This window comes from Streptomyces sp. NPDC006733 (assembly GCF_040636125.1).
GTDB lineage: Bacteria > Actinomycetota > Actinomycetes > Streptomycetales > Streptomycetaceae > Actinacidiphila.
Genome location: NZ_JBEYJD010000011.1, coordinates 86,352 through 110,114 on the forward strand (window position 1 = coordinate 86,352; position 23,763 = coordinate 110,114).

General features: G+C 71.0%; 20 protein-coding genes and 2 riboswitches. Of the genes, 8 read left to right on the forward strand and 12 right to left on the reverse strand.

The genetic code is table 11. From position 1 onward, the window contains the following. Positions 1-87: 87 nt before the first annotated feature. From ABZ721_RS12345 to ABZ721_RS12365, 5 genes are all read right to left on the reverse strand, one after another. Positions 88-2,439 (reverse strand): glycosyl hydrolase, encoded by a 2,352-nt coding sequence (locus ABZ721_RS12345; RefSeq protein WP_358788578.1) that lies wholly within the window; start codon positions 2,437-2,439, stop codon positions 88-90. A 38-nt stretch (positions 2,440-2,477) separates the two neighbouring features. Next, positions 2,478-3,911, reverse strand: a complete 1,434-nt coding sequence (locus ABZ721_RS12350; protein WP_358788579.1) for a glycosyl hydrolase — start codon at positions 3,909-3,911, stop codon at positions 2,478-2,480. 1,297 nt (positions 3,912-5,208) lie between these two features. Further along, positions 5,209-5,571, reverse strand: a complete 363-nt coding sequence (locus ABZ721_RS12355) for a hypothetical protein (protein WP_358788580.1) — start codon at positions 5,569-5,571, stop codon at positions 5,209-5,211. Further along, positions 5,559-5,714, reverse strand: a riboswitch (cobalamin riboswitch). Its footprint overlaps the gene before it by 13 nt. A gap of 908 nt (positions 5,715-6,622) precedes the next feature. Then, positions 6,623-6,801, reverse strand: a riboswitch (cobalamin riboswitch). A gap of 229 nt (positions 6,802-7,030) precedes the next feature. Beyond that, positions 7,031-7,159, reverse strand: a complete 129-nt coding sequence (locus ABZ721_RS12360; protein ID WP_358788581.1) for a hypothetical protein — start codon at positions 7,157-7,159, stop codon at positions 7,031-7,033. 28 nt (positions 7,160-7,187) lie between these two features. Continuing rightward, positions 7,188-9,302, reverse strand: coding sequence for a glycoside hydrolase family 2 TIM barrel-domain containing protein (locus tag ABZ721_RS12365; protein WP_358788582.1), 2,115 nt, complete (start codon positions 9,300-9,302; stop codon positions 7,188-7,190). 242 nt (positions 9,303-9,544) lie between these two features. Between ABZ721_RS12365 and ABZ721_RS12370 the strand changes: the two genes are divergently transcribed. Then, positions 9,545-10,315 carry a hypothetical protein gene (locus ABZ721_RS12370; protein ID WP_358788583.1) on the forward strand — a complete coding sequence of 257 codons (771 nt, stop codon included), beginning with the start codon at positions 9,545-9,547 and terminating at the stop codon, positions 10,313-10,315. A gap of 113 nt (positions 10,316-10,428) precedes the next feature. On the opposite strand, the gene ABZ721_RS12375 is transcribed toward ABZ721_RS12370, so the two are convergent. After that, on the reverse strand, positions 10,429-10,842 hold the full coding sequence (locus tag ABZ721_RS12375) for an arsenate reductase ArsC (RefSeq protein ID WP_358788584.1): 414 nt from the start codon (positions 10,840-10,842) through the stop codon (positions 10,429-10,431). Positions 10,843-10,931: 89 nt separating this feature from the next. On the opposite strand from ABZ721_RS12375, the gene ABZ721_RS12380 reads away from it, so the two are divergent. The 3 genes from ABZ721_RS12380 to ABZ721_RS12390 are packed head-to-tail and all read left to right on the forward strand — an operon-like array spanning position 10,932 to position 13,392. Beyond that, complete coding sequence (locus ABZ721_RS12380; protein WP_358788585.1) at positions 10,932-11,240, forward strand: metalloregulator ArsR/SmtB family transcription factor; 309 nt, start codon at positions 10,932-10,934, stop codon at positions 11,238-11,240. After that, on the forward strand, positions 11,237-12,328 hold the full coding sequence (gene arsB, locus ABZ721_RS12385) for an ACR3 family arsenite efflux transporter (RefSeq protein WP_358788586.1): 1,092 nt from the start codon (positions 11,237-11,239) through the stop codon (positions 12,326-12,328). The genes ABZ721_RS12380 and arsB overlap by 4 nt, the downstream gene beginning before the upstream one ends. Further along, positions 12,325-13,392 carry an ArsO family NAD(P)H-dependent flavin-containing monooxygenase gene (locus ABZ721_RS12390; protein ID WP_358788587.1) on the forward strand — a complete coding sequence of 356 codons (1,068 nt, stop codon included), beginning with the start codon at positions 12,325-12,327 and terminating at the stop codon, positions 13,390-13,392. The genes arsB and ABZ721_RS12390 overlap by 4 nt, the downstream gene beginning before the upstream one ends. 29 nt (positions 13,393-13,421) lie before the next feature. On the opposite strand, the gene ABZ721_RS12395 is transcribed toward ABZ721_RS12390, so the two are convergent. Continuing rightward, positions 13,422-13,916, reverse strand: coding sequence for an N-acetyltransferase family protein (locus tag ABZ721_RS12395; RefSeq protein ID WP_358788588.1), 495 nt, complete (start codon positions 13,914-13,916; stop codon positions 13,422-13,424). Beyond that, the gene (locus ABZ721_RS12400) at positions 13,913-14,275 is read right to left on the reverse strand and encodes a metalloregulator ArsR/SmtB family transcription factor (RefSeq protein WP_358788589.1); all 363 of its coding nucleotides are present in this window, start codon (positions 14,273-14,275) and stop codon (positions 13,913-13,915) included. Before ABZ721_RS12400 ends, ABZ721_RS12395 begins: the two co-directional genes overlap by 4 nt. Before the next feature lie 114 nt (positions 14,276-14,389). On the opposite strand from ABZ721_RS12400, the gene ABZ721_RS12405 reads away from it, so the two are divergent. Then, positions 14,390-15,754, forward strand: a complete 1,365-nt coding sequence (locus tag ABZ721_RS12405) for an NAD(P)-binding domain-containing protein (RefSeq protein ID WP_358788590.1) — start codon at positions 14,390-14,392, stop codon at positions 15,752-15,754. Positions 15,755-15,794: 40 nt separating this feature from the next. Next, positions 15,795-16,265: an ArsI/CadI family heavy metal resistance metalloenzyme gene (locus ABZ721_RS12410; protein ID WP_358788591.1), complete on the forward strand. Its 471-nt coding sequence runs from the start codon at positions 15,795-15,797 to the stop codon at positions 16,263-16,265. An 89-nt stretch (positions 16,266-16,354) separates the two neighbouring features. Here the strand turns inward: ABZ721_RS12410 and ABZ721_RS12415 are convergent, their stop codons facing one another. From ABZ721_RS12415 to ABZ721_RS12430, 4 genes are all read right to left on the reverse strand, one after another. Beyond that, positions 16,355-16,939, reverse strand: a complete 585-nt coding sequence (locus ABZ721_RS12415) for a DinB family protein (RefSeq protein WP_358788592.1) — start codon at positions 16,937-16,939, stop codon at positions 16,355-16,357. Between the two features lie 65 nt (positions 16,940-17,004). Continuing rightward, the gene (locus tag ABZ721_RS12420) at positions 17,005-18,255 is read right to left on the reverse strand and encodes an NAD(P)/FAD-dependent oxidoreductase (RefSeq protein ID WP_358788593.1); all 1,251 of its coding nucleotides are present in this window, start codon (positions 18,253-18,255) and stop codon (positions 17,005-17,007) included. A 119-nt stretch (positions 18,256-18,374) separates the two neighbouring features. After that, on the reverse strand, positions 18,375-19,580 hold the full coding sequence (locus ABZ721_RS12425; RefSeq protein ID WP_358788594.1) for an NADH:flavin oxidoreductase: 1,206 nt from the start codon (positions 19,578-19,580) through the stop codon (positions 18,375-18,377). Between the two features lie 444 nt (positions 19,581-20,024). Further along, entirely contained in the window at positions 20,025-21,479 is a 1,455-nt protein-coding gene (locus ABZ721_RS12430) for a pre-peptidase C-terminal domain-containing protein (RefSeq protein ID WP_358788595.1), read from the reverse strand. A 319-nt stretch (positions 21,480-21,798) separates the two neighbouring features. Between ABZ721_RS12430 and ABZ721_RS12435 the strand changes: the two genes are divergently transcribed. Together ABZ721_RS12435 and ABZ721_RS12440 are read left to right on the forward strand one after the other, a co-directional pair. Continuing rightward, positions 21,799-22,755 carry an ABC transporter substrate-binding protein gene (locus ABZ721_RS12435; RefSeq protein WP_358788596.1) on the forward strand — a complete coding sequence of 319 codons (957 nt, stop codon included), beginning with the start codon at positions 21,799-21,801 and terminating at the stop codon, positions 22,753-22,755. 82 nt (positions 22,756-22,837) lie between these two features. Continuing rightward, a complete protein-coding gene (locus ABZ721_RS12440) occupies positions 22,838-23,761 on the forward strand; it encodes an amino acid ABC transporter permease (protein ID WP_358788669.1) in 924 nt (307 codons plus the stop codon). Positions 23,762-23,763: the final 2 nt, after the last annotated feature.

The window sequence follows — 23,763 nt, forward strand, 5'->3', positions numbered from 1 at the left end:
CGGAATGCGGGCTGGTCTTTGTCCGACGCGTCAGCCGGCCGTCCGGCGTGCGCCCGGATGGGGCGCTACGCCGGCGCGCGTGCCCGGTCAGGAGGACCCGGGCATGGGGTGCTCCTGGAAGAATTGCCACATGAGGGAGTTGGCGCTGATCTCGTGGGTGACGGTCCCGTTGCCGTTGTCCTGCGGCGAGTCCGGCCATGTGTGGCCCCCGTTGGAGATCGTGTAGAGCTGGACGTCAGCACCGTCGCGGCAACCGCTGTAGAGGGTCCTGCTGACGTGGGTGGTGACCTGCGCAGTCGTCGGCCCCGCGGTGCAGCCGTCGAGCCCTGCCCATGCCTCCTGGGCCAACGGCACGGAGTATCCCCATACCGGGCCGTTCCCGCCGCCGTTGTACGGGTTGGTCGTGTCCTGCTGCCCATGGAAGGCGATCACCGGCACCGCGCGGGACGGCGTGCAGGTCGACAGGTCCGGCTTGCTGTTGTCGGCCGGGCTCGGCCGGCCCGCCCGGATACCGGACACCGGCGCGATGGCCGCGACCTTGTCGGCGAGCAGGCAGGCCAACGCGGACGTCATCCGGCCGCCGCCGGAGTAGCCCGTCGAGAACACCCGCTTCGGGTCTACGCACGCATTCACCGTGAGGGTGTCGATGACCTGCCGCAGGAAGCCGACGTCGTCACGGGTACCGCTGGGCGTGACGTACGGAACGTTCCAGATGAAGCCGCTGGCCGCGGGCACCACCCCGGTCGGCGCGGCCACGATGAAGCCGCCCGCGTCCGCCGTGGGCGCCAGGTTGCTGTAGGCCAGCTGCCCGGCACCGGTGGACTGGCTGCCGTGCAGGTCCAGGACCAGCGGCAGCCGAGCCCCCGCTGCCCGGGACGGAACGTGCACGAGGACCTGGTACGTCTTGCCGCCGAAGGAGACGGGAGTGTTGTACTCGCCGGCCCCCAGGCTGGGGGTGCACGAGCCGGGCGGGGTGGTGCTGCCTCCGGTGGGCAGGTGCCAGGTCTGCCAGGCGTTGGTGTTGCGGTCGTAGATCTGCAGGCGGGTGGCGTTGGCGGTACTGCCGCCCGGAACGTCCAGGTACCGGCCGGACTGCGGGTTCTGCAGATGCCCGTCGGACTCCGCGCTCCACTGCTGGGCGCCGGAGCCGTTGCAATCCCACACCTGCAGCTTCGTCCCGTTCACGGTGCCCTGACCGGTCACATCCAGGCACTTGCCCAGCGCCCGGATCGTCCCGTCAGAACCGATGGTCCACGACTGCGCTGCGCTGCCGTTGCAGTCGTAGAGCTGCACCGCGGTGCCGTTCGCGGAACTCGCCGCCGCCACGTCCACACACTTGCCCCCCACACCCGTGATCGCGCCCGTGTGCGCACCACCGGGCGGAGTCGTCGGCGGGGTGCCCGTCGGGATGGTGATCTCGCCCCGGTTGTAGGTGCGGGCGTCGTAGTAGCCGGCCTTGATGGAGTCGTTGGAGTTGTAGGCCGGGTCGGTCAGCCAGTTCATCCACACGTTCCAGTAGGTCCACTTGGGTTGCGTGGCCATCTGCGCTGGCTGCGGGACGCTGCCGACCTCGGCCAGCGCCATGGGCTTGGTCTTGGCGATGTTCTGGAGCGCCTGGTACCAGTCGGTGGACGGGAACTTGTTGACCCAGACGTCGAGGCCGACGACGTCCACGTAGCTGTCGCCGGGGTAGTAGCTCGCCGCCTGGGAGGCACCGCCGGCGACGTCCTTCGGAGACCACACCCAGATGAGGTTGTCCAGGCCCTTGGCCTCCAGGTAGTCGTGGGTGATCTGGAACAGCCGGGCGCTGCCGTTCGCACCGGGGCGCCCGCCCCACCAGGCCCACCCCTCGTTCAGCTCGTGCTGCGGCCGGAACAGCACCGGGATCCCCGCGTCCTTCAACTGCTGGAGGTACGGCACGAACTGGTCGAGCTTGCGCTGGTAGGCGGTGCTGAGTGCGCTGCCGTTGGTGATCAGCTGGCTCCACTCGGCGTCGGACAGCTTGCTGCCCTTGACCGGGTTCGCTCCGCCTTCGAAGGAGCAGGTGGCCACGTCGGGGCGGCAGGCGTGCATCATCAGCCCGGGAAGGGTGCCGTTGGCCCATTCCGTCTTGGCTTCGTTGATGACGGTCTGGCGGTTGTTGATGTCGTCCTGGCTGAATCCGAAGTCGCCGTTCCAGACGCCCGGGTACTGGCCGGTGATGTCGTGGGCCTTGCGCACCCACTGGGCCGGGTCGCTGTTCGCGCCGCCCTGCTGGCCGGACAGCACGTGGTTGCCGGTCAGGTTCTTGAGGTAAGCGATCTCGTCGGCCTTGGTGACTCCGGCCGGGGCGGGCGGGGCGGCGGAAGCGGTGCCCCCGATGAGGGTGAGGGCGAGCGTGGTGGCCGCAGCCGCGCTGCCGCCTGCCAGGAGCGCGCGTGTTCGGGCGCGTAGGGACATGAGGGGGTGCCTTTCGAGTGGGGGGCGGCGTGAGGTCGTCAGGCGGGCAGGTGCCAGGTCTGCCAGGCGTTGGTGTTGCGGTCGTAGATCTGCAGGCGGGTGGCGTTGGCGGTACTGCCGCCGGGCACGTCGAGGTACCGGCCGGACTGCGGGTTCTGCAGATGCCCGTCGGACTCGGCACTCCACTGCTGGGCGCCGGAGCCGTTGCAGTCCCACAGCTGCAGCTTCGTCCCGTTCGCGGTGCCCTGACCGGTCACATCCAGGCACTTGCCCAACGCCCGGATCGTCCCGTCGGTGCCGACCGTCCAGGACTGCGCACTGGAGCCGTTGCAGTCGTACAGCTGCACCGCGGTGCCGTTCGCGGAACTCGCCGCCGCCACGTCCACGCACTTCCCCCCCACACCCGTGATCGCGCCCGTGTGCGCACCACCGGGCGGAGTCGTCGGCGGGGTACTCGTCGGGATGGTGAACTGGCCCTGGCTCAGGACCCGAGAGGAGTTGAAGGTCGCCTGCAGGCCCGCGGTGGAGTTGGCCGAGGTGAGGTACTCGGACCAGATCATGAACCAGGCCCACTGGGGCTGCGAGGCGAGCTGGGACGGTGTCGGGACGGTGCCGACCTCGGCCAACGAGATGGGCTTGCCGTGGGCGACGTTGAGGATCGCCTGGTACCACTCGTTGCTGGGCCAGTTGTGCACCCAGGGGTCGAGGCTGGCGACGTCGACGTAGCTGTCACCCGGGTAGTAGCTGGACACCGAGGCCGCGCCGCCGTCGACGTCCTTGACGTTCCAGACCCAGACGAGGTTGGCCAGGCCCTTGGACACCAGGTAGTCGTGGGTGATCTGGAACAGCTTCGCGCTGCCGTTCACCCCCGGCCGGCCGCCCCACCAGGCCCAGCCCTCGTTCATCTCGTGCTGGGGCCGGAACAGCACCGGGATCCCGGCGTCCTTCAACTGCTGGAGGTACGGGACCGCGCCATCCAGCTTGGCCTTGTACTGGTTGTTCAGCGTGGCGCCGCTGGTGGTCAGCTGGCTCCACTCGGCGTCCGACAGCTTCGCGCCGTTGATCCCGCCGTTGAACTCGCAGGTCGCCACGTCCGGCCGGCACATGTGCCAGGTCAGGCTCACCAGGGAGCCGTTGGCCCACTCGGTCTTGGCCTGGTTGATCATCGTCTGGCGGTTGGCGACGTCAGCTGCGGTGAAGCCCAGCTCGCCGCCCCACAGGCCCGGCCACTTGCCGGTGAGCGCATGCGCCTGGATGGTGTACTGCGACGGGTTGCTCAGCGGCTCCTTGTTGTGGACACCGCTGACCACATGGTTGCCGCTGATCTGCTGCAAGTAGCTGATCACGGCGGCGGGGGTCGAGGCGCCCGTCGCCGACGCCTGCGAGGGCGTCGTGGCCAGCCAGGCCACCGCAGCGAGCGGCAGCGCGGCGAGCACGACTGCGGTCTTGCGCGTGAAGATCTTCGGTCTCAATGGAGAACCCTCTCATGCGGCCCGTGGGGGGAAGATGTTGGTAGAACGTTGCATGCGGGCGGTTCTGGGACGGCGTCCCGGCCGTTCCTGATATCGTTGTCGCCCCCCAAATGGGGCTGAACCAACGCCTGGAAGCTAGGACTCCGCCATCACCGTGTCAATGGATCGGACAGAGCCCATGTAAAACGTGCGAGTAACGAGGTCTTGTATGCAATTAAGCGCATGATTGTCGGGTTGGCCCTGATTTTTCGATGGGATCCAAATGCCCCAGAGCGACCGCAACACGGCGCCTAACAGGGCTCCATGACGGGTAATCGCGACATACCCCCACACCCGCTCGGCGTTTGCTGAACCATCGTCCGAGAACTCGAAAGTTACTGGAACGGTATATGGACAGTGCCGGAAGACACGTCTACTGTGACGCCGCTCCCCTCTGCTCGACACCTCGGCAGCACTGGCCCGGCAACTTCCACCCCCGGCCAGCACCTCCCGCCAGACGTAAGGACCCAGGGATGCGGCGAGAGGAACGGGCCGCCCGCGGGGGCACAGGACGAAAGACCCGGCGGCGGGATTGCCTGGCGAGCCGCCCAGGTGACGGACAACGACCCCGCCCCGCAGGGGCCGGTTCGCCGCGTCCGGGCGTGAGAAATCCGCGGCGGCCGGCCCGGCTGGTCAAGATACTGAGACCGAGAGCCCCGTCGCTGAAGGAGCTGTGACCGTGGAGGATCCGCAATTCACCCTGCAGTTGACCGACTCGGGCAGTGGTGGGCCAGAGGCTCTGCGCGCGGTCAGAGCACTGACCGGGCTGAGCCTCTGGCGCAGCAAGCTCCTGTTGGAGAGCACACCTGCGACCGTTTTCGAGGAGGGTGTTCCGCTCGAGGTGGCCCTCCACGCTGTACGGCGGTTGCAGCAGACCGGAGTGGGTGCGGCCGCCCAGTGCACCTGGTGCCAACGGTCAGTGCCCGGCGCCGGGGCCCCGCTCGACCCGGGCCCCTGTGAGTCCCGGTACTGGCCGACCGCCCACAGCGCCGCGAACTCCCTCATCGCCTGCGACTGCCGCTTCTGCACCACCTACGGGCCTGTCGCCGCAGCCGTCCTGCCCTACACCGGCGGTGACCAAGGACTTCCGGTGGTTCGCGGACGGGATCGGTGATCGGCGCCGCGGTGCCCAGCCGGACTCCCGAGTACTCAGCGCGTCGGCTTCGGCCCTCCTCGATGGCATGGGGGTGCTTCGGGCGAGGTGGCCGCCTGGCCGACGTGGGAGCCGGTCGAGCCGGCGGCCGTTCTCAAGGTGACGTCAGAAGGCGGTCAGGGTCGAGACAAACCGGTCGCCGGTCTTGATGCGGAACTGGCAGCCGCCCACCGCGATGGAGGTTGCGTTGACGGCAATGTTCCAGTGCTCGGCGGCACCCGCGGTCTCGGCGGCTAGGCGGCTGACCGCGTAGCCGTCGAACGACGGGTACCAGGTGCCACCCCCGGAGAAGTGCGCCCGTCTCGCGGCGGTGTCGAGGACCGCGGTCGGCGTCGCCACCGGATCGGGGTGGGCGGCGCCGTTCGTGCCGTCGCGCTGGTGGGTGCCACCGGCAGCGGTCGTGACGCCGTGGCCCCGGGTCAGGACGACGCCGTTCTGCAGACCAGGACAGCGCGAAGCGAGGCACATCGCACGGTGGGCTCTCCGCGTGGCAGCACGGAAGGCTGCTCACGGTTGCAGGTCAGCACCGGATTCCCACCGGCTTTCCCCCCACGCGGGCGCATGAAATTGTCGGTCCGTCAGCTCGGCGGACCGCGTCCCGTCGCAGGGCTCTCCGCCTCCCGGCGGGCCGAGTTCGCCGACCGGGGGTGGCTGGCCGCCGCGCCGCCGGTCGAACTCCCACAGCGCGCCGCGGCGGAAGGCGGGAACGGAGCGGCCGTGACAGCCGGGGACCCTGGTCACGGGCTCGGGAAAGTATCCGGGCCGGACACTGCGGTACACGCGGATGACGGCCGCGGAGGAGTAGCCGAGCCACTGCGCGGCGTCGTGGATGGAGACGACGTCCGAGGCCGCACCCGCGTACAGGGCCCGGACATCCACGGACGCCAATGCGGTACGGCGCGCCGCCAAAAAGGCCGCGTACCAGCTCGTGAACGCCTCCTGCTCCCACCAGTCCTGCCGTTCGATCCGTGCCACCCGCTCCGGATGCCGCAGCTCCCCCGGCGCCTGCGCCCGCAGCTGGTACCAGCGCGCCACGGTGGTCCGCCCGGCCCGCGTGTAGTCGATGATCCAGTCCCGGTTCACCAGCCAGGTGCCACGCCGGTCGATCCGCTGCGGAGCGAACTGCCGACGACTCATCGCGCCCTCCCGCGGGTCCTGCCCGGCGTGGTGACCTGGCCGTGGTGGCCTCGGTGCCGGTCAGCGCCCCGTCGAGGAGGTCGTCGGCGGGCACCACACGAGAGGGGCCGGTCGTGCCGGCGGGGTGTCGGCCTGCGACGAAGCAGGATGAGTTGGTGGTCCATAGATGCCTGCTCTCATCAGGTGAGATCCAGGGGGAGGCACGGCGAGACCGTCGGTGGGCGCACGGGTGGGTGCGCTGCCGACGCGACCGTAGGACGGCGAACTGCGAGGCGGGTGCCTCGAAGGTCTATGAGTGCGCGGTGAGTTGTGCGCGCTCTGCGGGGTCACCAGGGGCGTGGGTACGGACCGGTGCCATGCGTGTCTGCTCCATCCTCGTGGAAAACACGGAACGTTCCGCGGCCGGTATCCTGACTCCCGGATCCCCGCGTGCCGCCCGCCTTCCCGGCAGACCTCGCCAGTGGCGTGCAGACGGCAGCACACTCCCCGGTCACAGTGGCGGGACCGTGCCGGATTCACACCGGCTTCCCTGCACCGCGGACCTTGCGGCACGAACCTATAGTCGGCTGTCCGAGTACGTCCACCCCCTCTCCGAACGGGTCCGCGGACAGGTTTGGTCGTGGCGCTGCGGTCGCATGGGGAAGTCGCCCTGCTCGGCCGCAAGAACGGCCGCGGTCCCACGCCTACGACCGGGGTTGAGGGGCCCGGCACCGCGGGGCGTACGGCAGCCGGTCCGTCCACCGCACGCCCCGCCCCCGTGCCCGCCCATCACCGCGGCCGCGCGTCGGCGTCAGCTGCCGTAGCGCAGCGCGATGGTGTCTCCGAGCCGGATGACGGTGTCGCGGTCGGCCGCGACGGCCGCTCCCCCGTCGATGCCCGTCTTCCGCGTCGAACCGCCGCTGTTGGGCGTTGCGTTCACCGCGGCGGCGCAACGGTTCAGGGTCGGCTCACGTTGTGAGGGTCCAGGTGACGGTGTCGGTGTGGGTGGTGCCGTCGATGGTCGCGGTGACGGTGATGGTGTTCGCCCCCGGGCGCAGGGTCACGCCCGTCCAGGTGAAGACCCGGTCGGTGCTGCTGCGCGTGCCCAGTGCGGTGCCGTTGAGTACGGCGGTGACATTGGCCGCGTTGGAGTAGACCTTCAGCTGCGTTGCGGCGACGGTCCGGGCGGTCCAGCGGCGGCTGGTGATGTACAGCGTCGGTGTGGCGGCCCAGTTCGCCTTGTACCAGTAGAAGGCGTCCTTGCGGGTCGCCCGGTCGCGGGTGACCAGCCCCTTGTCGTTGATCCCGGGCCGGCCACCCTCGTTGCGGCCGTCCGAAGCGAAGTCGAACATGCTCCACACGAACGTGCCCCACACGAAGGGCCGGGCCTTGAGCTGCCGCCAGGACGCCTCGTGCAGCAGCGCCTGGTACTCCTCCGGGTGGAACTGGCCTCCCGGGCTGGGCTGGGAGGGGTTGAGCGCGTGCTGGGTGATGTTGGCGCCGGCACCGTACTCCGACAGGCCGAAGGTGCGGTCGGGCTCGGCCCGGTGCAGGTTGTCGGCCCACGGTCCCAGATCGTTGTAGGTGCCTCCGTACCAGCCGTAGTACTTGTTGAACGCGGTGGTCTCCGCGTGGCCGGCGACTTTGGCGTCGTTGCCCAGGTTGTTGGCGTAGGTGCTGAGGCGGTCCGGGTCCTCAGCGGTGACGAGCGCGGCGAGGCCGGCCAGCAGCGTGTTGGTGGGGGTGTCGTCGCGGCCCTGCTCGTTGCCGATGCCCCAGAAGACGATCGACGGGTGGTTGTAGTTCTGGCGGATCAGCTCCCGCAGCTGGTCCTTGGTGCTCGCGGTGAAGGCGGCCGAGTTCGTGGTCCCGTTGACCAGGGGGACCTCCGCCCACACCACGAGGCCGGCGGCGTCCGCGAGGGTGTAGTCCTTCTGGTCGTGCTGGTAGTGCGCCAGGCGCACCGCGGTGGCGCCGAGTTCGCTGATGAGGGCGAAGTCCTGCGCGTGGTCGGCGTCGCTGACCGCCCAGCCCGCGCCGGCCCGGTCCTGGTGCAGGTTGACGCCGTGCAGGCCGTAGGGTTTGCCGTTGAGCGTGAAGCCGGTGGCGGGGTCGAGGCTGAAGCTGCGCAGGCCGAGGGGCTCGGTGACCACATCCGTGACCGTGCCGGCGGCCGCGTCCCGGATCTCGACGCTCGCGCTGTACTGGTGGGGATCGGCCAGGCCGTTCCATCGGCGGGGGTTGGCGATGGTGAGCGTCTGCAGGACGTCCAGCCCCGTGTTGGCGCCGATGGTCTGCGGCGCGCTGCTGCGGTCGGCCACGATCGTGCCGTCGGTGTCGGTGACGACAGCGCGCACCACCAGCGAGCGGCTGGTGGCGTTGTTGTTGAACACCTTCGCGGTCACGTCGACGGTTGCCGACGCGGCGGTGACACTGCGCTGGCGCAGGTAGATGCCGGGGCCGGCGTAGTCGAGCATCCGTACGGCGAGCTTGTCGACCGCGTAGAGGCTGACGTTGCGGTAGATGCCGCCGTCGAAGGTGTAGTCGGCGCTCAGCGGGGCGATGTCCGGATCGGGGGCGTTGGTGACCTTGACCGCCAGCACCTGGTCCGTGCCCGGGGTGAGCGCGGTGGTGGCTGCGAAGCGGAAGCGGGAGTAGCCGCCGCGGTGCTGACCGAGGCGGACCCCGTCGATCCACACGTCGGCGACCTGGTTGGCGCCGGCGAACTGCAGGAAGAGCATCTTGCCCGCCAGGTCGGCGGGCACGGTGACGTGCTTGCGGTACCAGCCCACGCCCCGGTAGTAGTTGCCGCCGCCGTCCGCGCCGTCGGCGGCGTTCCAGGTGTGCGGAACGCTGGTGGCCGCCCACGCGCCGTCGTCGAATCCGGGCTGCTCCGCTCCGGCGACGTCGCCCTGGTGGAAGCGCCATCCCGCATTGAGGCTGATCCAGGTGCGCAGGGCGGGTGGAGCGTAGGGCACGGCGGCGGGCGGTGCCGCGGCAGCGGCGGTGCGGGCGGCGAAGGTGGCCAGGACACCGCCTGCCGCGGTACCGAGCACCTGCCGTCGGCTGGGAAACAGGTTCATCGCATGCCCTCTCCGGGGTGGGGGGGACGAGGTCTCGCACGGCACGCGCTCGTCACGCACCACAAGGCGCCCGACTCCAGACAGGTTCACTGATGTGAACGATGATCGCGGATATGAAGAGCGGTGCGAGAGGACGCTAGGCCCAGAGCGCCGCGTGGGTCAACAGTGCTGCGAGCACCGCCCTGCGTCCGACCCCGCGGCGGGCCGCACGGCCCCATCCTTCGCGACACCCGAGCTGCGCAATGGCAACGAATGGCAAGCGCTTTCCATGCCTGGCCGGACCCGAGCTCGGCGGTCCGGGACCGGTCCCAGACGCCGACGGGACCACCCGCCCGGCCACACCCGACCTCGACCTGCCCGGGGGCGGCCCGCTCGACTCCCACGTCGCCCTCGTCGACGCTCAGGGACGCCCCTCCCACCGCCGCCCCCTGCACCGGTTGGCCGTCACCGGCGCGACGGCTGGCTCACGCCACCAGGCCAGCTGGCCCCAGCTCCCCGACGCCGCAGCCCCGCAGGCCGCCGCGGGCCCCTGGGTGACGACCGGCTCGGTCCTGCGCGGCTCCTGGGAGGTCCGCGCCGTCCGGGTGGACGGCGAGCCCGCGGGCCTGCGGCTGCGCATCGGCGGCTGGGCCGTGGCCCACGACCGGCCGCCGGAGCACCGCAGCACCGACCACGGCGCCGACGTGCGGTCCGCGGACGGCCACCAGGCGCGCTGCGCGGCCCTGCTCGGGTCGATGCGCGCGGGCGTCCGCACCTCCGCCGGTCGCACCTCGTACGGCACGCACGCCGCGGTCGGCTACCTCCAGAGCACCGCGGCCGTCCGCCCCGGCGAGGTGTACGTCGCGGCGATCGCCCTGGGCCGCGCGCTCACCGCTCCGCCGACAGTGACCGTCCGCACGGGCGACGGTGACGGCGCCTGCGATGACGTGCTGGTGTCCTGGCCGGACGGACACCACGACGTCCTGCGACTCGACCACTCCCCCACGCCGCCCATCCCTGCGGAAGGCTCATGATGCGGTCGGCGAGGGCCGCGAGGTAGCGGGCGGCGCCCAGGGCGGCCGCGCAGCCGGTGGCCGCCGCCGCCCGGCGGGACCGGAGACGCCGGCGGTGACGTCGCGTATCTCGCTCACGCGGCGGGTTCCGGGGCGATCTCGGCGATGAGGTTCTCGACGAGGACCTTGATCTCGTCGCGGATCGGGCGGACGGCTTGCACGCCCTGGCCGGCCGGGTCTTCGAGCTTCCAGTCCAGGTAGCGCTTGCCGGGGAAGACGGGGCAGACGTCGCCGCAGCCCATGGTGATGCACACGTCGGATGCCTGGACGGACTCGCTCGTCAGGACCTTGGGGGTCGCGGCGGAGATGTCGATGCCGACCTCGCGCATGGCCTCGACCGCGGCGGGGTTGACCTGGGCGCCGGGGGCGGAGCCGGCGGAGCGGACCTCCACGCGGTCGCCGGCCAGGTGAGTCAGCCAGGCGGCGGCCATCTGGGAGCGGCCGGCGTTGTGGACACAGACGAACAGCACGGAAGGCTTGTCGGCCATCGGGGTCTCCCTGGTCTGACGACGGATCGAGCGCGGTCGATATCAGCACTCGGTGGTGTCAGCCACCACTGATGTGAAAGTATCAGTGCATGATGACGTCAGTCGACACTGACCTGATGCGGGTACTCGCCGACCCGCTCAGGATGCAGATCGTGACCCTGTTGGCCCGCGAGACGCTCTGCACCACGCACCTGGTCGAGGAGACCGGCGCGAAGCAGACGAACCTGTCGAACCACCTGAAGGTGCTGCGCGAGGCCGGGGTCGTGGACACCGAGCCGTGCGGGCGGTTCACGTACTACAAGCTGCGCGCGGACGTCATCGCTTCGCTGGCCGGCCAGTTCGCCGAGCTGGCCGAGTCCGCCCGCACCGCAACCGAGAACAAGAGGGCCTGCCCGTGACCCCCACCGCACCGTCCGCGACCCTCGACGAGCCCGGAGTCGTGGCGAAGCTCTCCACCCTGGACCGCTTCCTCGCCGTGTGGATCCTGCTCGCCATGGCCCTCGGCCTCGGCCTCGGGCGGCTCGTCCCAGGTCTGGACGACGCGCTGGCGAAGGTCGAGATCGGCGGCATCTCCCTGCCGATCGCCGCCGGGCTGCTGATCATGATGTATCCGGTGCTGGCCAAGGTCCGCTACGACAAGCTGGATTCCGTCACCGGCGACAAGCGGCTCATGGTCTCCTCCCTGGTGATCAACTGGATCGTCGGCCCCGCGGTCATGTTCGCGCTGGCGTGGATCTTCCTGGCCGACCTGCCCGAGTACCGCACCGGCCTGATCATCGTCGGGCTCGCCCGCTGCATCGCCATGGTCATCATCTGGAACGACCTCGCCTGCGGCGACCGCGAAGCCGCCGCCGTCCTGGTCGCCCTGAACTCCGTCTTCCAGGTCATCGCGTTCGGCCTGCTGGGCTGGCTCTACCTCGACCTGCTGCCCGGCTGGCTGGGCCTCGGCGACGGCGAGCAGCTCGACATCAGCATGTGGAAGATCGCCCTGAACGTCGTGATCTTCCTCGGTGTGCCGCTGGTCGCGGGCTTCTTGGCCCGGCGCTTCGGCGAGAGGTCGATGGGCCGGGAGACGTACGAGAACACCTTCCTGCCGAAGATCGGCCCGTTCGCCCTCTACGGCCTGCTGTTCACGATCGTCATCCTCTTCGCCCTCCAAGGGAAGACGATCACGGACCAGCCCGGCGACGTCGTCCGGATCGCACTGCCGCTGCTGGTCTACTTCGCGATCATGTGGTTCGGGACCTTCGCCCTCGGCAAGGCCATCGGCCTGAACTACGGCCGCACCGCGACGCTCGCCTTTACGGCGGCGGGCAATAACTTCGAGCTCGCCATCGCGGTCGCCATCGCCACCTTCGGCGTCACCTCCGGGCAGGCGCTGTCCGGTGTCGTCGGCCCGCTCATCGAGGTCCCGGTGCTCGTGGCACTGGTGTACGTGTCGCTCGCCTGGCGCCAGAAGTTCGCCCCGACCCAGCCGGGTTCATGACGCAGAGCGTGTCCGTGGTGGTGATCGGCGGCGGCCAGGCAGGGCTCGCCGCCGGCTACCACCTGCGCCGCCTGGGAATCGAGTTCGTCATCCTCGACGCCCAAGCAGCGCCGGGCGGCGCCTGGCAGCACGCCTGGGACTCCCTGCACCTGTTCTCGCCCGCCACGTTCTCCTCCCTGCCCGGCCGCCCGATGCCGCACCAGAGCGGCGAGGTCTACCCCGACGCCCAGCACGTCGTCGGCTACCTCACCGACTACGAGAAGCGCTACGAACTGCCGGTCATCCGCCCGGTCCAGGTCCACAGCGTGCATCCCGCTGTCGCTGGACTGCGGGTGGAGACGGACACCGGCACCTGGCACGCGCAGGCCGTGATCAGCGCGACCGGTACCTGGTGGCGCCCCTTCCTGCCCGCCGTCCCCGGCCGGGATGTCTTCCGCGGTCGGCAACTGCACACCGTCGACTACCGCAGCCCGCAGGACTTCTCCGGACAGCGCGTCATCGTCGTCGGCGGTGGCAACTCCGGCGCGCAGATCGCCGCCGACCTCGCCGAACACGCCGATCTGACCTGGGCCACCGCCCGCCCGCCGCGCTACCTGGCCGACGACATCGACGGTCGCGCGCTGTTCGACGCCGCCACCGCCCGCCGCCGCGCCCTGGAAACCGGTGGCGCGGACACCGGAGGCGTGGCCGGACTCGGCGACATCGTCGCCGTCCCACCCGTACGCGCCGCCCGCGACGCCGGCCTCCTCCAGGCAATGCCCATGTTCACCCGCCTCACCGAGGCCGGCCCCATCTGGCCCGACGGCAGTCGCACCCCCGCCGCAGCGATCATCTGGGCCACCGGCTTCCGTCCGACCTTGGCCCACCTCGCCCCGCTTCGCCTTCGCGATCGGGATGGCCGCGTCCCTACCGTCGGCACCCGGGCCATCGACGAGCCGCGCCTGCACCTGCTGGGCTACGGCGACTGGACCGGGCCGGCCTCGGCCACGCTCATCGGGGTCGGCCGCCCCGCGCGCGATGCCGCCCGGGACCTCAGCGCCCTCCTTCGGTCCAAGGACTGCTAGCGGCACCCCGACCGGCTGGATGCGGGCTGTCAGCCGATCCGCGGGCTGCGGCGCTCCAGCAAGACGACGTCGCGCCACACGCCGTGGTGGCACCCGATGCGCTCGCGGGTGCCGATGGTCCGGAACCCGGCTCGCGCGTGGACGGCGAGGCTGGCGGTGTTCTCGGGGAAGATCCCGGACTGGATCGTCCAGATGCCCGCCGCCTCGGTCGACTCCACGAGCGCGGCCAGGAGGTGCCCGGCGACACCCCGGCCGCGTGCTTCGGGGTGGACGTACACGGAGTGCTCGACGACGCCGGCGTACGCGTCGCGGTCGGAGACCCGCGTGGCGGCGACCCAGCCCAGCAGCGTGCCGTCCGCGTCGAGCGCGGCGAACCGGTGGGCAGGAAGCTTTGCCGCGTCGAACTGCGCCCAGGTGGGGGCGGTGGTCTCGAAGGTGGCGTTGCCCTCGTCGATACCGGCCTGATAGATCGCCAGCACCGCGTCCGCGGACGCGGACGCCAGCGGCGCGATGGTGACGGTCATGCGGTGGCGGCGCGGGCGAGGAGCTGGCCCATGGCGGCGAGGACCGACGGCTCGACCCGGTAGTACACCCAGGTCCCGCGCCGCTCGGAGGACAACAGGCCAGCCTCCCGGAGCTTCTTCAGGTGGTGCGAGACCGTGGGCTGGGAGACCCCCACGTCGGAGATGTCGCACACGCACGCCTCCCCGCCCTCGTGCGAGGCGACCAGCGAGAACAGCCGCAGCCGCACCGGATCGCCGAGCGCCTTGAACATGACCGCGGTCCGCTCGGCCTCTTCCGCCGTCAGCGGGCGCTCGGACAGGGGCGGGCAGCACGGGGCCACGGCCTCCGGCTCCAGCAGCGGCAACGCGTTCCTCGACATGCCTCCATCCTCCCCGCAAATTCGATGAATGTCTATCTTGACGATTGTCGATGCACGGTGCCATTCTGAGGGCACAAGACATAGACATGTATCGAATCAACCGGGGAGCCCGCCGTGACCGCATCCACCGAAGCCCTGCCCGTCGTCGTGATCGGCGCCGGCCCGATCGGCCTCGCGGCCGCCGCCCAGCTGATCGAGCGGAACCTCCGGCCGCTCGTGCTGGAGGCCGGCCCGGCCGCCGCGGCGGCGGTGCGGCAGTGGTCGCACGTACGGCTGTTCTCCACCTGGTCCGAGCTGGTCGACCCGGCCGCGGAAAAGCTCCTCGCCCCCACCGGCTGGGTCACGCCGGACGGTGCCACCTACCCCTCCGGCGGGGACTGGGCCGAGCGGTATCTGCAGCCCCTCGCCGACGCCCTCGGCGACCGCGTGCGCTACGGCGCCACGGTCACCGGCGTGTCCCGCGCCGGTCGCGACCGCATCGTCGACGCCGACCGTGAGGCCCAGCCCTTCACCGTCCACCTCACCACCGCGGACGGCAGCCAGGCGCGGATCCTCGCCCGCGCGATCATCGACGCCTCCGGCACCTGGTCCACCCCCAGCCCGATCGGCAGCGACGGCCTGCCCGCCCTCGGCGAACGCACCGCGGCCGACCGGATCGCCTACCGCATCCCCGACCTCACCGACCCGGCCGTTCGTGCCCGGTACGCCGGCAAGCGCACCGCCGTCATCGGCTCCGGCGCCTCCGCCTTCACCGCGCTCGCCCACCTCGCCGACCTCGCCCAGGCCGAGGACGGCACCGGCACGCACGCCACCTGGGTCCTGCGCCGCGGCATCTCCGGCTCCACCTTCGGCGGCGGCAGCGCCGACCAGCTCCCCGCCCGCGGCGCCCTCGGCCTCGCTGCCAAGGCCGCCGTCGACGACGGCCACGCCGACGCCGTCACCGGCTTCCGCACCGACACCGTCGAACGCGCCGGCGACGGCCGCCTGATCCTCGTGGCCGATGACGGCCGCCGCCTGGACGCCGTCGACGAGGTCGTCGTCCTGACCGGCCTGCGCCCGGACCTGTCCTTCCTGTCCGAGCTGCGCCTCGGCCTCGACGAGCGCCTCCAGGCCCCCGTCGCCCTGGCCCCGCTCATCGACCCCAACCAGCACTCCTGCGGCACGGTCTACCCGCACGGAGTCAACGAGCTCTCCCACCCGGAGAAGGACGTCTACCTCGTCGGCATGAAGTCCTACGGACGCGCCCCCACCTTCCTGGCGATGACCGGCTACGAGCAGGTCCGCTCCATCGCCGCCCACCTCGCCGGCGACCAGGAAGCCGCCGAACGCGTCGAGTTGACCCTGCCCGAGACGGGCGTCTGCGGGGGCGCCGGCCTCTTCGACCAGCCCGTCGCGGAAGAAGCCGGCGGGGGCGGCTGCTGCGCCGCACCGGCCACGCTCACCATCGGCGCCCCCGCCACCTCGGGCGGCGGCTGCTGAACCGCGCCCTCACCCCGCCCATCCATCAGGAGGTATCGTCATGTCCCGCGTACAGCTCGCTCTCCGCGTCCCCGACCTGCAGGCGTCCATCGCCTTCTACACCCAGCTCTTCGGTACCGCACCGGCCAAACTCCGCGATGGCTACGCCAACTTCGCCATCGCCGAGCCCCCGCTCAAGCTCGTCCTGATCGAGGGCAAGGACGACGAGGACACCCGCATGGACCACCTCGGCGTCGAGGTCGACACCAGCGAAGCCGTCCATGCCGCCACCACCCGCCTGGCCGCCGCGGGCCTGGCCACCGATGTGGAGAACGACACCACCTGTTGCTACGCGCTGCAGGACAAGGTCTGGGTCCACGGCCCGGGACGTGAACCCTGGGAGGTCTACGTGGTCAAGGCCGACGCCGACACCCTGGCCAAGTCCCAGCGCAGCAGCTGCTGTGCCGCACCGGCTGCCGCGGAGGCCGACACGGCGGAGCCGGTCGCGGCAGCGTCCACCAACTGCTGCTGACCACGTGAGCGACGTTCACACCAGCGGGGATACGACCGGTACGGGGGTCCGGTCGCATCCCCGCGCCGTCCTGCCCGCCCGACCGCCTTCTACGCCTCGGCCGATGAGGCCGATCGGGCGGCCTGCTCGATCTTCGCGTAGTAGGCGGTGCGGGCATCCTCATCGATCCGCGTCTCGTGTTCGGGGCGCATCCCGGTGCGGCCGTCGATACTTTCGCGCAGGATGTCGGCGTGCCCGGCATGCCGATTGGTCTCGCCGAGGACATGGACCAGGATGGCGAACAGATTCGTGTTGGGAGACGGCTCCGGCCACCACGGCACGTGGCCGGGAGTGTCGAGGGCCAGCTCGTCGATCGTCGCGTCCGAGCGTTCCCATGTACGCCGGTAGGACGCGATGATCTGATCGCGCGCCTCGTCCTCAGCCGCCCACAGGTCGCTGCCGTCGTGGTCCTGCCACCGAGGCAGTGGTTCCGGGGACGGTCGGCCGAAGACCTCACCGAAGTACCTGGCCTCGACGGCGGCCACGTGTTTGACCAGGCCGAGGAGGTTGGTTCCGGTCACCGTCAAAGGTCGGCGGGCGTCGTATTCGGACAGGCCGTCGAGCTTCCAGAGCAGAGCCCGGCGGTCCCGCCGCAGTCGCCCGTGCAGGCTGTCCTTCGCGAATCCATCGATCATGCGGCATGAGCCTGCCATGGGCTGCTCACGGCCTCAAGATCCCGTACGGGACGGCCCGGCGGTCGTCAGGTGCCGCGGTGCAGGTCGGCGAGGATCTCGCGGGCGGCGCGGCTGCCGGAGGCGAGTGCTCCCTGGACCGATCCGGTGGCCCGGTGGTCCCCGCAGACGTAGCGGCCCTTCGCCAGGCGGGTGGTGCGCACCAGGGGGTGCGGGGCCGTCATGGCCGGCAGCGCGTCGGGGACGGTGCGGCTGCCGAGGTGTTCCCAGCCGCTGGTGTCGGTGCCGTACAGCTCGGCGAGGCGGGCGCGCACGGCGGCCTCCTGGCCGGGGGCGTCCGGCGTGAGCAGCGAGCTGGAGATCAGGGCCCGGCCGTCGGCGCTGTAGGTCGGGGTGACCTCGGTCAGGACCGAGGTGTGCAGGAGGAGGCCGGTGGTGTCCACCAGGAGGGTGGGCTCGGCCAGCGGCGAGCGGTCCGCCGCGTGATAGTGCGTGGTCACGGTACGTCCGGAGGGGATGTCCAGGTCCGGCAGCAGGGCCTGGGCGGCGCGTGCTCCCGTGGCCACCACTACGGTGTCGGCGGTCAGGTCGCTGCCGTCGTGCAGCGTGACACCGGTGTCCCGCAGGTGCTGGACCGGGGTTTCCAGGCGCAGCGTGCCGCCGGGCAGGGCGTCGGCCAGTTGGTCGGGCACGGCGCGGATGCCCGTCGCGGGCAGGCAGAGGGTGCCGCGCAGCATGCTGCGCCAGACCAGGTGGAAGAAGCGGCTGGAGGTCTCCAGGTCGGCCTCGAGGAACACGCCCGCCAGGAAGGGGCGGAAGAAGGCTTCGGTCAGGTCACTGGAGATGCCGGCGGCGGACAGGGCGGCGCGGGTGGTGGTCTCCGGTCCGCGACGCAGCAGGGCAGGGGGTGCCAGCAGGTCGCGTGCGCTGAGCACCGCCAGGGCCGCCAGGTCGCGTGCGGAGGCGAAGCGGCCGGGGAGCAGGTCGGCGAGGGGATGCGGGCGCCGGGTCGGGTCGCCGAGCCGTACGCGCCGGCCAGCGTGGTCCAGCAACATGCCCGGGGTGAAGGGCCGCAGTCGCAGGGCGGCCAGGTCCAGGCGCTTCTTGACCTGCGGGTAGGAGGTGTTGAACACCTGGAAGCCCCGGTCGAGCCGGAATCCGTCCACCACATCGGTGCGCATCCTGCCGCCGGCGGCGTCCGATGCCTCCAGCAGCCGCACCGTCAGACCCGCCCGCAGCAGGTCCGCCGTGCAGGCCAGCCCGGCGAGTCCGGCGCCGATGACGATGACGTCGGTGTGCGTTGTTCCTGCGGTTGCCACGCGTTGGCCTCTCACTCACTCGCCCGCTCGACTGCGCTGCGTAGTCGTCACGCTACCGTGAAGTGTCGGCCGTTCGTCCCGGTCTACCGGAGCGTGGTGCGGAGCATTCGCGTGAGTCCCTACGGGATGTCGATCAGCGGGCAGCGGGTGCCGGTGTAGATCGTGGGCATGCAGCGGTTGCAGTGGATGCACAGCGAGCGGGTGGCGGGGTCCTGGGCGATGCGCCGCGGCAGATCGGGTTCGCGCAGCAGCGCGCGGGCCATGGCGACGAACGCGAAGCCCTCGGCCATCGCCCGGTCCATGCCCGCGCGGTCGGTGACGCCGCCCAGGAGGATCAGCGGCAAGGTGAGCGCCGCGCGGAACCTGCGCGCCTGCTCGAGGAGGTACAGCGGCTCGTAGGGATACGCCCGCAGGAACGACCGGCCGAGTGTGCGCAGGCCGAGCCGCTGCGGCAGGGGGAACTGGGCCGCGAACTCCTTCAGCGGGGCCTCCCCGCGAAACAGGTACATCGGGTTGAGCAGCGAACTGCCGGCGGTGAGGGTGAGGGCGTCCACCGAGCCGTCCTCCTGCAGCCAGCGCGCCACCTGGAGGCTGTCGTCGAGGGACAGCCCGCCGCGCACCCCGTCCGCCATGTTGAGCTTGGCGGTGATCGCGATGCGGTCGCCGACCTGCTCGCGCACGGCACGGGCGAGTCCCAGCGCGAGGCGCGCCCGATGGGGCAGCGAGCCGCCGAACGCGTCGGTGCGGCGGTTGAGCCGGGGGCTGAGGAAGGCGCTGGCCAGGTAGTTGTGGCCCAGGTGCAGCTCGACGGCATCGGCCTGGGCGTCCACGGCCAGTTGGGCGGCGGTCGCGTGGGCGCGGATCACCCGGTCCAGGTCCTCGGGGGTGGCGGCCCGGTCGCGGCGCAAACTGACGGGGTTGAACCCGCCCATCGGCGACAGGGCCGGGAGCTGGTTCGAGCGGGCATTGGCCACGGGTCCGGCGTGTCCGAGCTGCAGGGCGACGGCGGCGCCCGTCTCGTGCACGGCGGCGGTGAGCCGGCGCAGCCCGGGCAGCGCCTCGGGCCGCATCCACAGCTGCGCCCGCTGGGTCCGGCCCTCCGGGGCGACCGCGCAGTAGGCCACGGTGGTCATCGCCACGCCTCCGGCGGCGGGACGGCGGTGGTATTCGATCAGCGCGTCCGTCACCAGGGCGTCGGGGGTGACGCCCTCGAAGGTCGCCGCCTTGATGATCCGGTTGCGCAGTCGGACGGGACCCAACCGGGCCGGGTGGAGCACGTCCGGCACCGTACCGGCAGGCTCCCCGGGCGGGATGACAGCGGTCATGCGCCGAGCATCCCAGATACCTGACGACCTGTCAGCCATTGTCGCGTGCCCGGACCCAGCACCACGGCGGGTCACTGCTGCGGGTCGGTCGGCGCGGCCCGTACCCGGCCACCTGCCGGTCCGCGGCCTGCGCGAGGACCTCGGCCGGTGGTCGCGGTCCGTCTTCCACGCGTGCCCCGCCCACCGCCCGGTGGCAAGGGAGCGCCGGCCTGCCGCACCGGGCCCACGGCGAGCCGCCCCTGCACGTGCTACCCATGATGGAAGCGGTCACCGCAGCGGCGGACACCGCCGGCCCGGTGGCCGGCGACACCCGCTTCACCGCCATTGAGCCACTGCCGGACGGCTGGGACCCGTACGCGGCGACGCCCGGCTGACCCGGCCCGCACCGCACGTCGTCCCCCCGGTTCGAGAGACGGCCGGGAGGCCGACGTGCGGGCCGACCCGTCAGGCCTTGGTGACCGTGCAGCTGTACGGGGCCGAGCCCGATCCGCTGTAGGCCTCCAGGTCGAAGTAGTGGGCACCGGAGCTGGTGGCGGTGTAGCCGAGGGACTCGGTTGCGCCCTTGCCGTTGTTGACCGAGCGCACGAGGGTGCTGCCGGAGGAGTTGAGCAGGTACAGGTCGGCGTCGTAGGCGCTGGGGATCGTGCAGGTGACGGTGATCCACTGGCCGCTGATCAGGCTGACCTTGAAGTAGTCGCGGTCGGCGGTGGACTTCATGCCGCCGGTGATCGTTGCGGGGTAGGTGAGGGCGCTGATGTCGTTGGCAGTGGTGCGCGTGTCGTTGGCCTCGGCCTCGGTGTACGACGAGCCGCCGCCTCCTCCGCCGGGCGTGCAGGGGGTGACGGGGGTGCCGCTGTACAGGTTGCTGTCGGGCACCCCGTTGGTGACGCTCTTGAGGTAGTAGCCGCAGGTGGGGCGGTTAGCGAAGTCGAAGGTGGAGCCGTTGGTCAGGCGCCAGATCTTGTAGTTGGAGAACGTCAGCGACTGCCCGGAGACGGCCCGCTCGGGTGTGTGGTCGCCGAGGACGACGTAGGCGTCGGACCCGGTCAAGGTGGCCAGCCCGTTCTTGTCGAGGAACAGGGAGCCGCCGCCCTGCTCGATGCCGACGCCCCAGGCCTTGCCCGAGGTGGTCAGCCCGTCCTTGAGAGCGCGGGCCACGAACGCCATGGTGCGGCCCATGCGGTCGCGAGTGACGAAGTGGGAGTCGTTGATGGTGTCGGCGTAGTGCGGCCAGCTGAACATGCCGGTGGTGAAGGTCACCGTGGAGTCGTAGGGGTTGGCCAGCGCCGTGGCCGAGTCGGTGCCGCTGCTGCCGCCGCAGGCGTCGTACACGATGGCGCTGTTGATGTGGGTGCCGGCGCTTCCGCCGCCGGAGCCGCCGCCCTTGGCCACCACGGACTGCACCGACGCCTGCAGGGACGTGCCCTTCCAGGAGGCGTACACGCACTGGTTGCCGCCGGCGAAATAGACGAACTCGGCGTTGCGGATGTCCGTGTTGACCTGCGCGCTGTTCCCGTCCGCGGCCGAGGTGAGGACGTCGGTGGTACAGGAGTTGACGCCGGTCAGCCCGGTGATGACATCGCATTCGGGGGTGTCGCTGCCCGAGCTGGGCGCGGAGTCGGCCAGCACGGTGACGTCGAGTGAGCCGGTGCCGCCGGTGATGGCGGCGATGGCCTTGGCCATCGTGGCCGGCACCACGGCGCCGTCGCCGTTCATGGTGAACGCGGGGCCGTTCCAGCTGGTGCGGCTGACGTCCGCGGTGCTGCCCAGCCGGACGCGGGTGACCGAGGCGTGGGCCGGCTGGGACAACGCAAGGGGCGCGGTGGTCACGACGAGGAGAGCGGCCAGGACCAGCGCCGGCCGGCGCAGCCCGAAGAGGTGGTGAACGCGGGAACCCACGTGGTTCCTCCAATTGCCTGGGGGGGAGGGGGTGCCGCCTCGAGCGAGGCGGGGAACAGCGGGTGCCATCGAACGGCGTGAACAGAAAGTACACACGTCGCGCATTCATGGATAGATGTTTGGCCGACAGCACCCGAACTCCGCCGAACAACGCGATTGATGAGCCGCTACGGCTGCCGAGGACGGTAGCGCGGCCCCGTTACGTTCATGTAACCGGCGTTACATCTGGCGCTCATGCTCAAAGATATGTAACTTCTTCGCCTGGAAGCCGGTTCGGTCCCCGCCGACCCGGCAGCGCCCGCCGAGGAAAGGTCCCACCATGACGCGCCCCATCCCCCGTCGCAGACTCGCCGCCGCCCTGGCGGTCTGCGGCACCCTGCTGCTCAGCTCCTGCGCCGGCGACAAGAGCGGCGCGACGGCGACCACGGCCGCCCCGGCGACCGTCACGGTGGCCGGGGTGACGATCACCGCGGACCCCGCGCTGCACTCGGCCCTGCCCGACGCGGTGAAGAAGTCCGGCGTGGTGCGGGTGGCCAGCGACCTGCCGTACGCGCCGTTCGAGATGTACAAGACGGTCGGCGGCACCGAGATGACCGGCGCGGACTTCGACCTCGGCCAGGCGCTGGGCGCCAAGCTCGGCGTGCGCTTCACCTTCAGCGCGCAGAAGTTCGACGGCATCGTCCCCGCCATCCAGGCCGGCAAGTTCGACGCCGCGATCTCCGCGATGACCGACAACAAGAAGCGCGAGCAGGTCGTCGACTTCGTCGACTACTCCGCCTCGGGCACCGGCATCCTGGTCGCCAAGGGCAACCCCGCGCACATCGCCACGCTGGACGACCTGTGCGGCCACAAGGCCGCCGTGCAGTCCGGCACCAACCAGCAGAAGCTGCTCGCCGCCCGGCAGGACGCCTGCAAGGCCGCGGGCAAGGACGCCATCACCGTCCAGACCTTCCCCAAGGACTCCGACGCCCAGCTCGCCCTGCGCAGCGGCAAGGTCGTCGCCGACGTGCTCGACAAGCCCGCCGCCGGCTGGACCGCCAAGACCGCCGACAACGGGGCGGTCTTCGAGGTCGTCGACGACCCGGCCGCCCAGGGCGGCTACAACGCCTCCCCCAACGGGATCGCGATCTCCAAAGACCTGCCCGGACTCACCGACGCCGTGCAGAAGGCACTGCAGTCGCTGATCGACGACGGCACCGTCACCAAGATCTTCGACCAGTACGGGATCGCGTCCATCGTGGTCAAGAAGGCGGCCAAGAACGGTGCGGTGGACTGACGTGCCCGCCACTCCCCTTCCGGCTGCCGCGGCAGCCGGCACCTCGCGCCCGGGACCGGTCGGCGACGCCGCAGCCGAGCAGCTGCAGACGGTGCCCGTACGCCACTGGGGCCGCTGGGCGGCGGCCGCGCTCGCCGCCGTCGGCCTGGTCGGCTTGCTCGGCTCCCTGGCCAAGAACCCCAACCTGCACTGGGACGTGATCGGGCACTACCTGCTCGCCGACCTCGTCTTCCAGGGCCTGGTCACCACGCTATGGCTGACCGTCGCCGCGATGGCGCTCGGCCTGGGCCTGGGCACCTTGGTCGCGGTGCTGCGGCTGTCGGCCAACCCGGTGCTCCGGGGCCTGTCCTCGCTGTTCGTCTGGGTGTTCCGGGGCACCCCGCTGCTGGTCCAGATCATCTTCTGGGCCTACGCCGCGGCCCTGTACAAGCACGTGATGATCGGGATCCCGTTCACCCACGTCACGTTCGTCCAGTTCGACACCAACACACTCCTCACCCCGGCCATCGCCGCCCTGCTCGCCCTGGGCCTGAACGAGGCCGCCTACGCCTCGGAGATCGTGCGGGCCGGCATCCAGTCCGTCGACACCGGCCAGAGCGAGGCGGCGCACTCGCTGGGCATGCCCCCGTCCCTGACGATGCGCCGGATCGTGCTGCCGCAGGCGATGAAGGTGATCATTCCGCCGATGGGCAACGAGACCATCAACATGCTCAAGACCACGGCCTACGTCTCGGTGATCGGCGCCCACGACCTGATGTCCAACATCCAGGACGTGTACGCGCAGAACTACCAGGTCATCCCGATGCTCGTGGTGGCCAGCCTGTGGTACCTGGCGCTGACCAGCCTGCTGAGCATCCCGCAGGCCCGCCTGGAGCGCCGCTACGGCCGCGGCGGCGCCGGTACGGCCGCCGCCTCGCCGCTGCGGCGGATGTTCACCGGAACCGCCGGCCGCTTCCTGGCGCCGCGGCCGACCCGCGGCGCCGACCGCACCGAGCAGGAGAGCTGAGG

Bases quoted from the DNA above. Each gene is read 5' to 3' on its own strand.
- ABZ721_RS12345 (WP_358788578.1), bottom strand. From the start codon at position 2,439: ATGTCCCTACGCGCCCGAACACGCGCGCTCCTGGCAGGCGGCAGCGCG.
- ABZ721_RS12355 (WP_358788580.1), bottom strand. From the start codon at position 5,571: ATGTGCCTCGCTTCGCGCTGTCCTGGTCTGCAGAACGGCGTCGTCCTG.
- ABZ721_RS12365 (WP_358788582.1), bottom strand. From the start codon at position 9,302: ATGAACCTGTTTCCCAGCCGACGGCAGGTGCTCGGTACCGCGGCAGGC.
- ABZ721_RS12370 (WP_358788583.1), top strand. From the start codon at position 9,545: ATGGCAACGAATGGCAAGCGCTTTCCATGCCTGGCCGGACCCGAGCTC.
- ABZ721_RS12375 (WP_358788584.1), bottom strand. From the start codon at position 10,842: ATGGCCGACAAGCCTTCCGTGCTGTTCGTCTGTGTCCACAACGCCGGC.
- ABZ721_RS12380 (WP_358788585.1), top strand. From the start codon at position 10,932: ATGATGACGTCAGTCGACACTGACCTGATGCGGGTACTCGCCGACCCG.
- ABZ721_RS12390 (WP_358788587.1), top strand. From the start codon at position 12,325: ATGACGCAGAGCGTGTCCGTGGTGGTGATCGGCGGCGGCCAGGCAGGG.
- ABZ721_RS12395 (WP_358788588.1), bottom strand. From the start codon at position 13,916: ATGACCGTCACCATCGCGCCGCTGGCGTCCGCGTCCGCGGACGCGGTG.
- ABZ721_RS12400 (WP_358788589.1), bottom strand. From the start codon at position 14,275: ATGTCGAGGAACGCGTTGCCGCTGCTGGAGCCGGAGGCCGTGGCCCCG.
- ABZ721_RS12410 (WP_358788591.1), top strand. From the start codon at position 15,795: ATGTCCCGCGTACAGCTCGCTCTCCGCGTCCCCGACCTGCAGGCGTCC.
- ABZ721_RS12415 (WP_358788592.1), bottom strand. From the start codon at position 16,939: ATGATCGATGGATTCGCGAAGGACAGCCTGCACGGGCGACTGCGGCGG.
- ABZ721_RS12425 (WP_358788594.1), bottom strand. From the start codon at position 19,580: ATGACCGCTGTCATCCCGCCCGGGGAGCCTGCCGGTACGGTGCCGGAC.
- ABZ721_RS12435 (WP_358788596.1), top strand. From the start codon at position 21,799: ATGACGCGCCCCATCCCCCGTCGCAGACTCGCCGCCGCCCTGGCGGTC.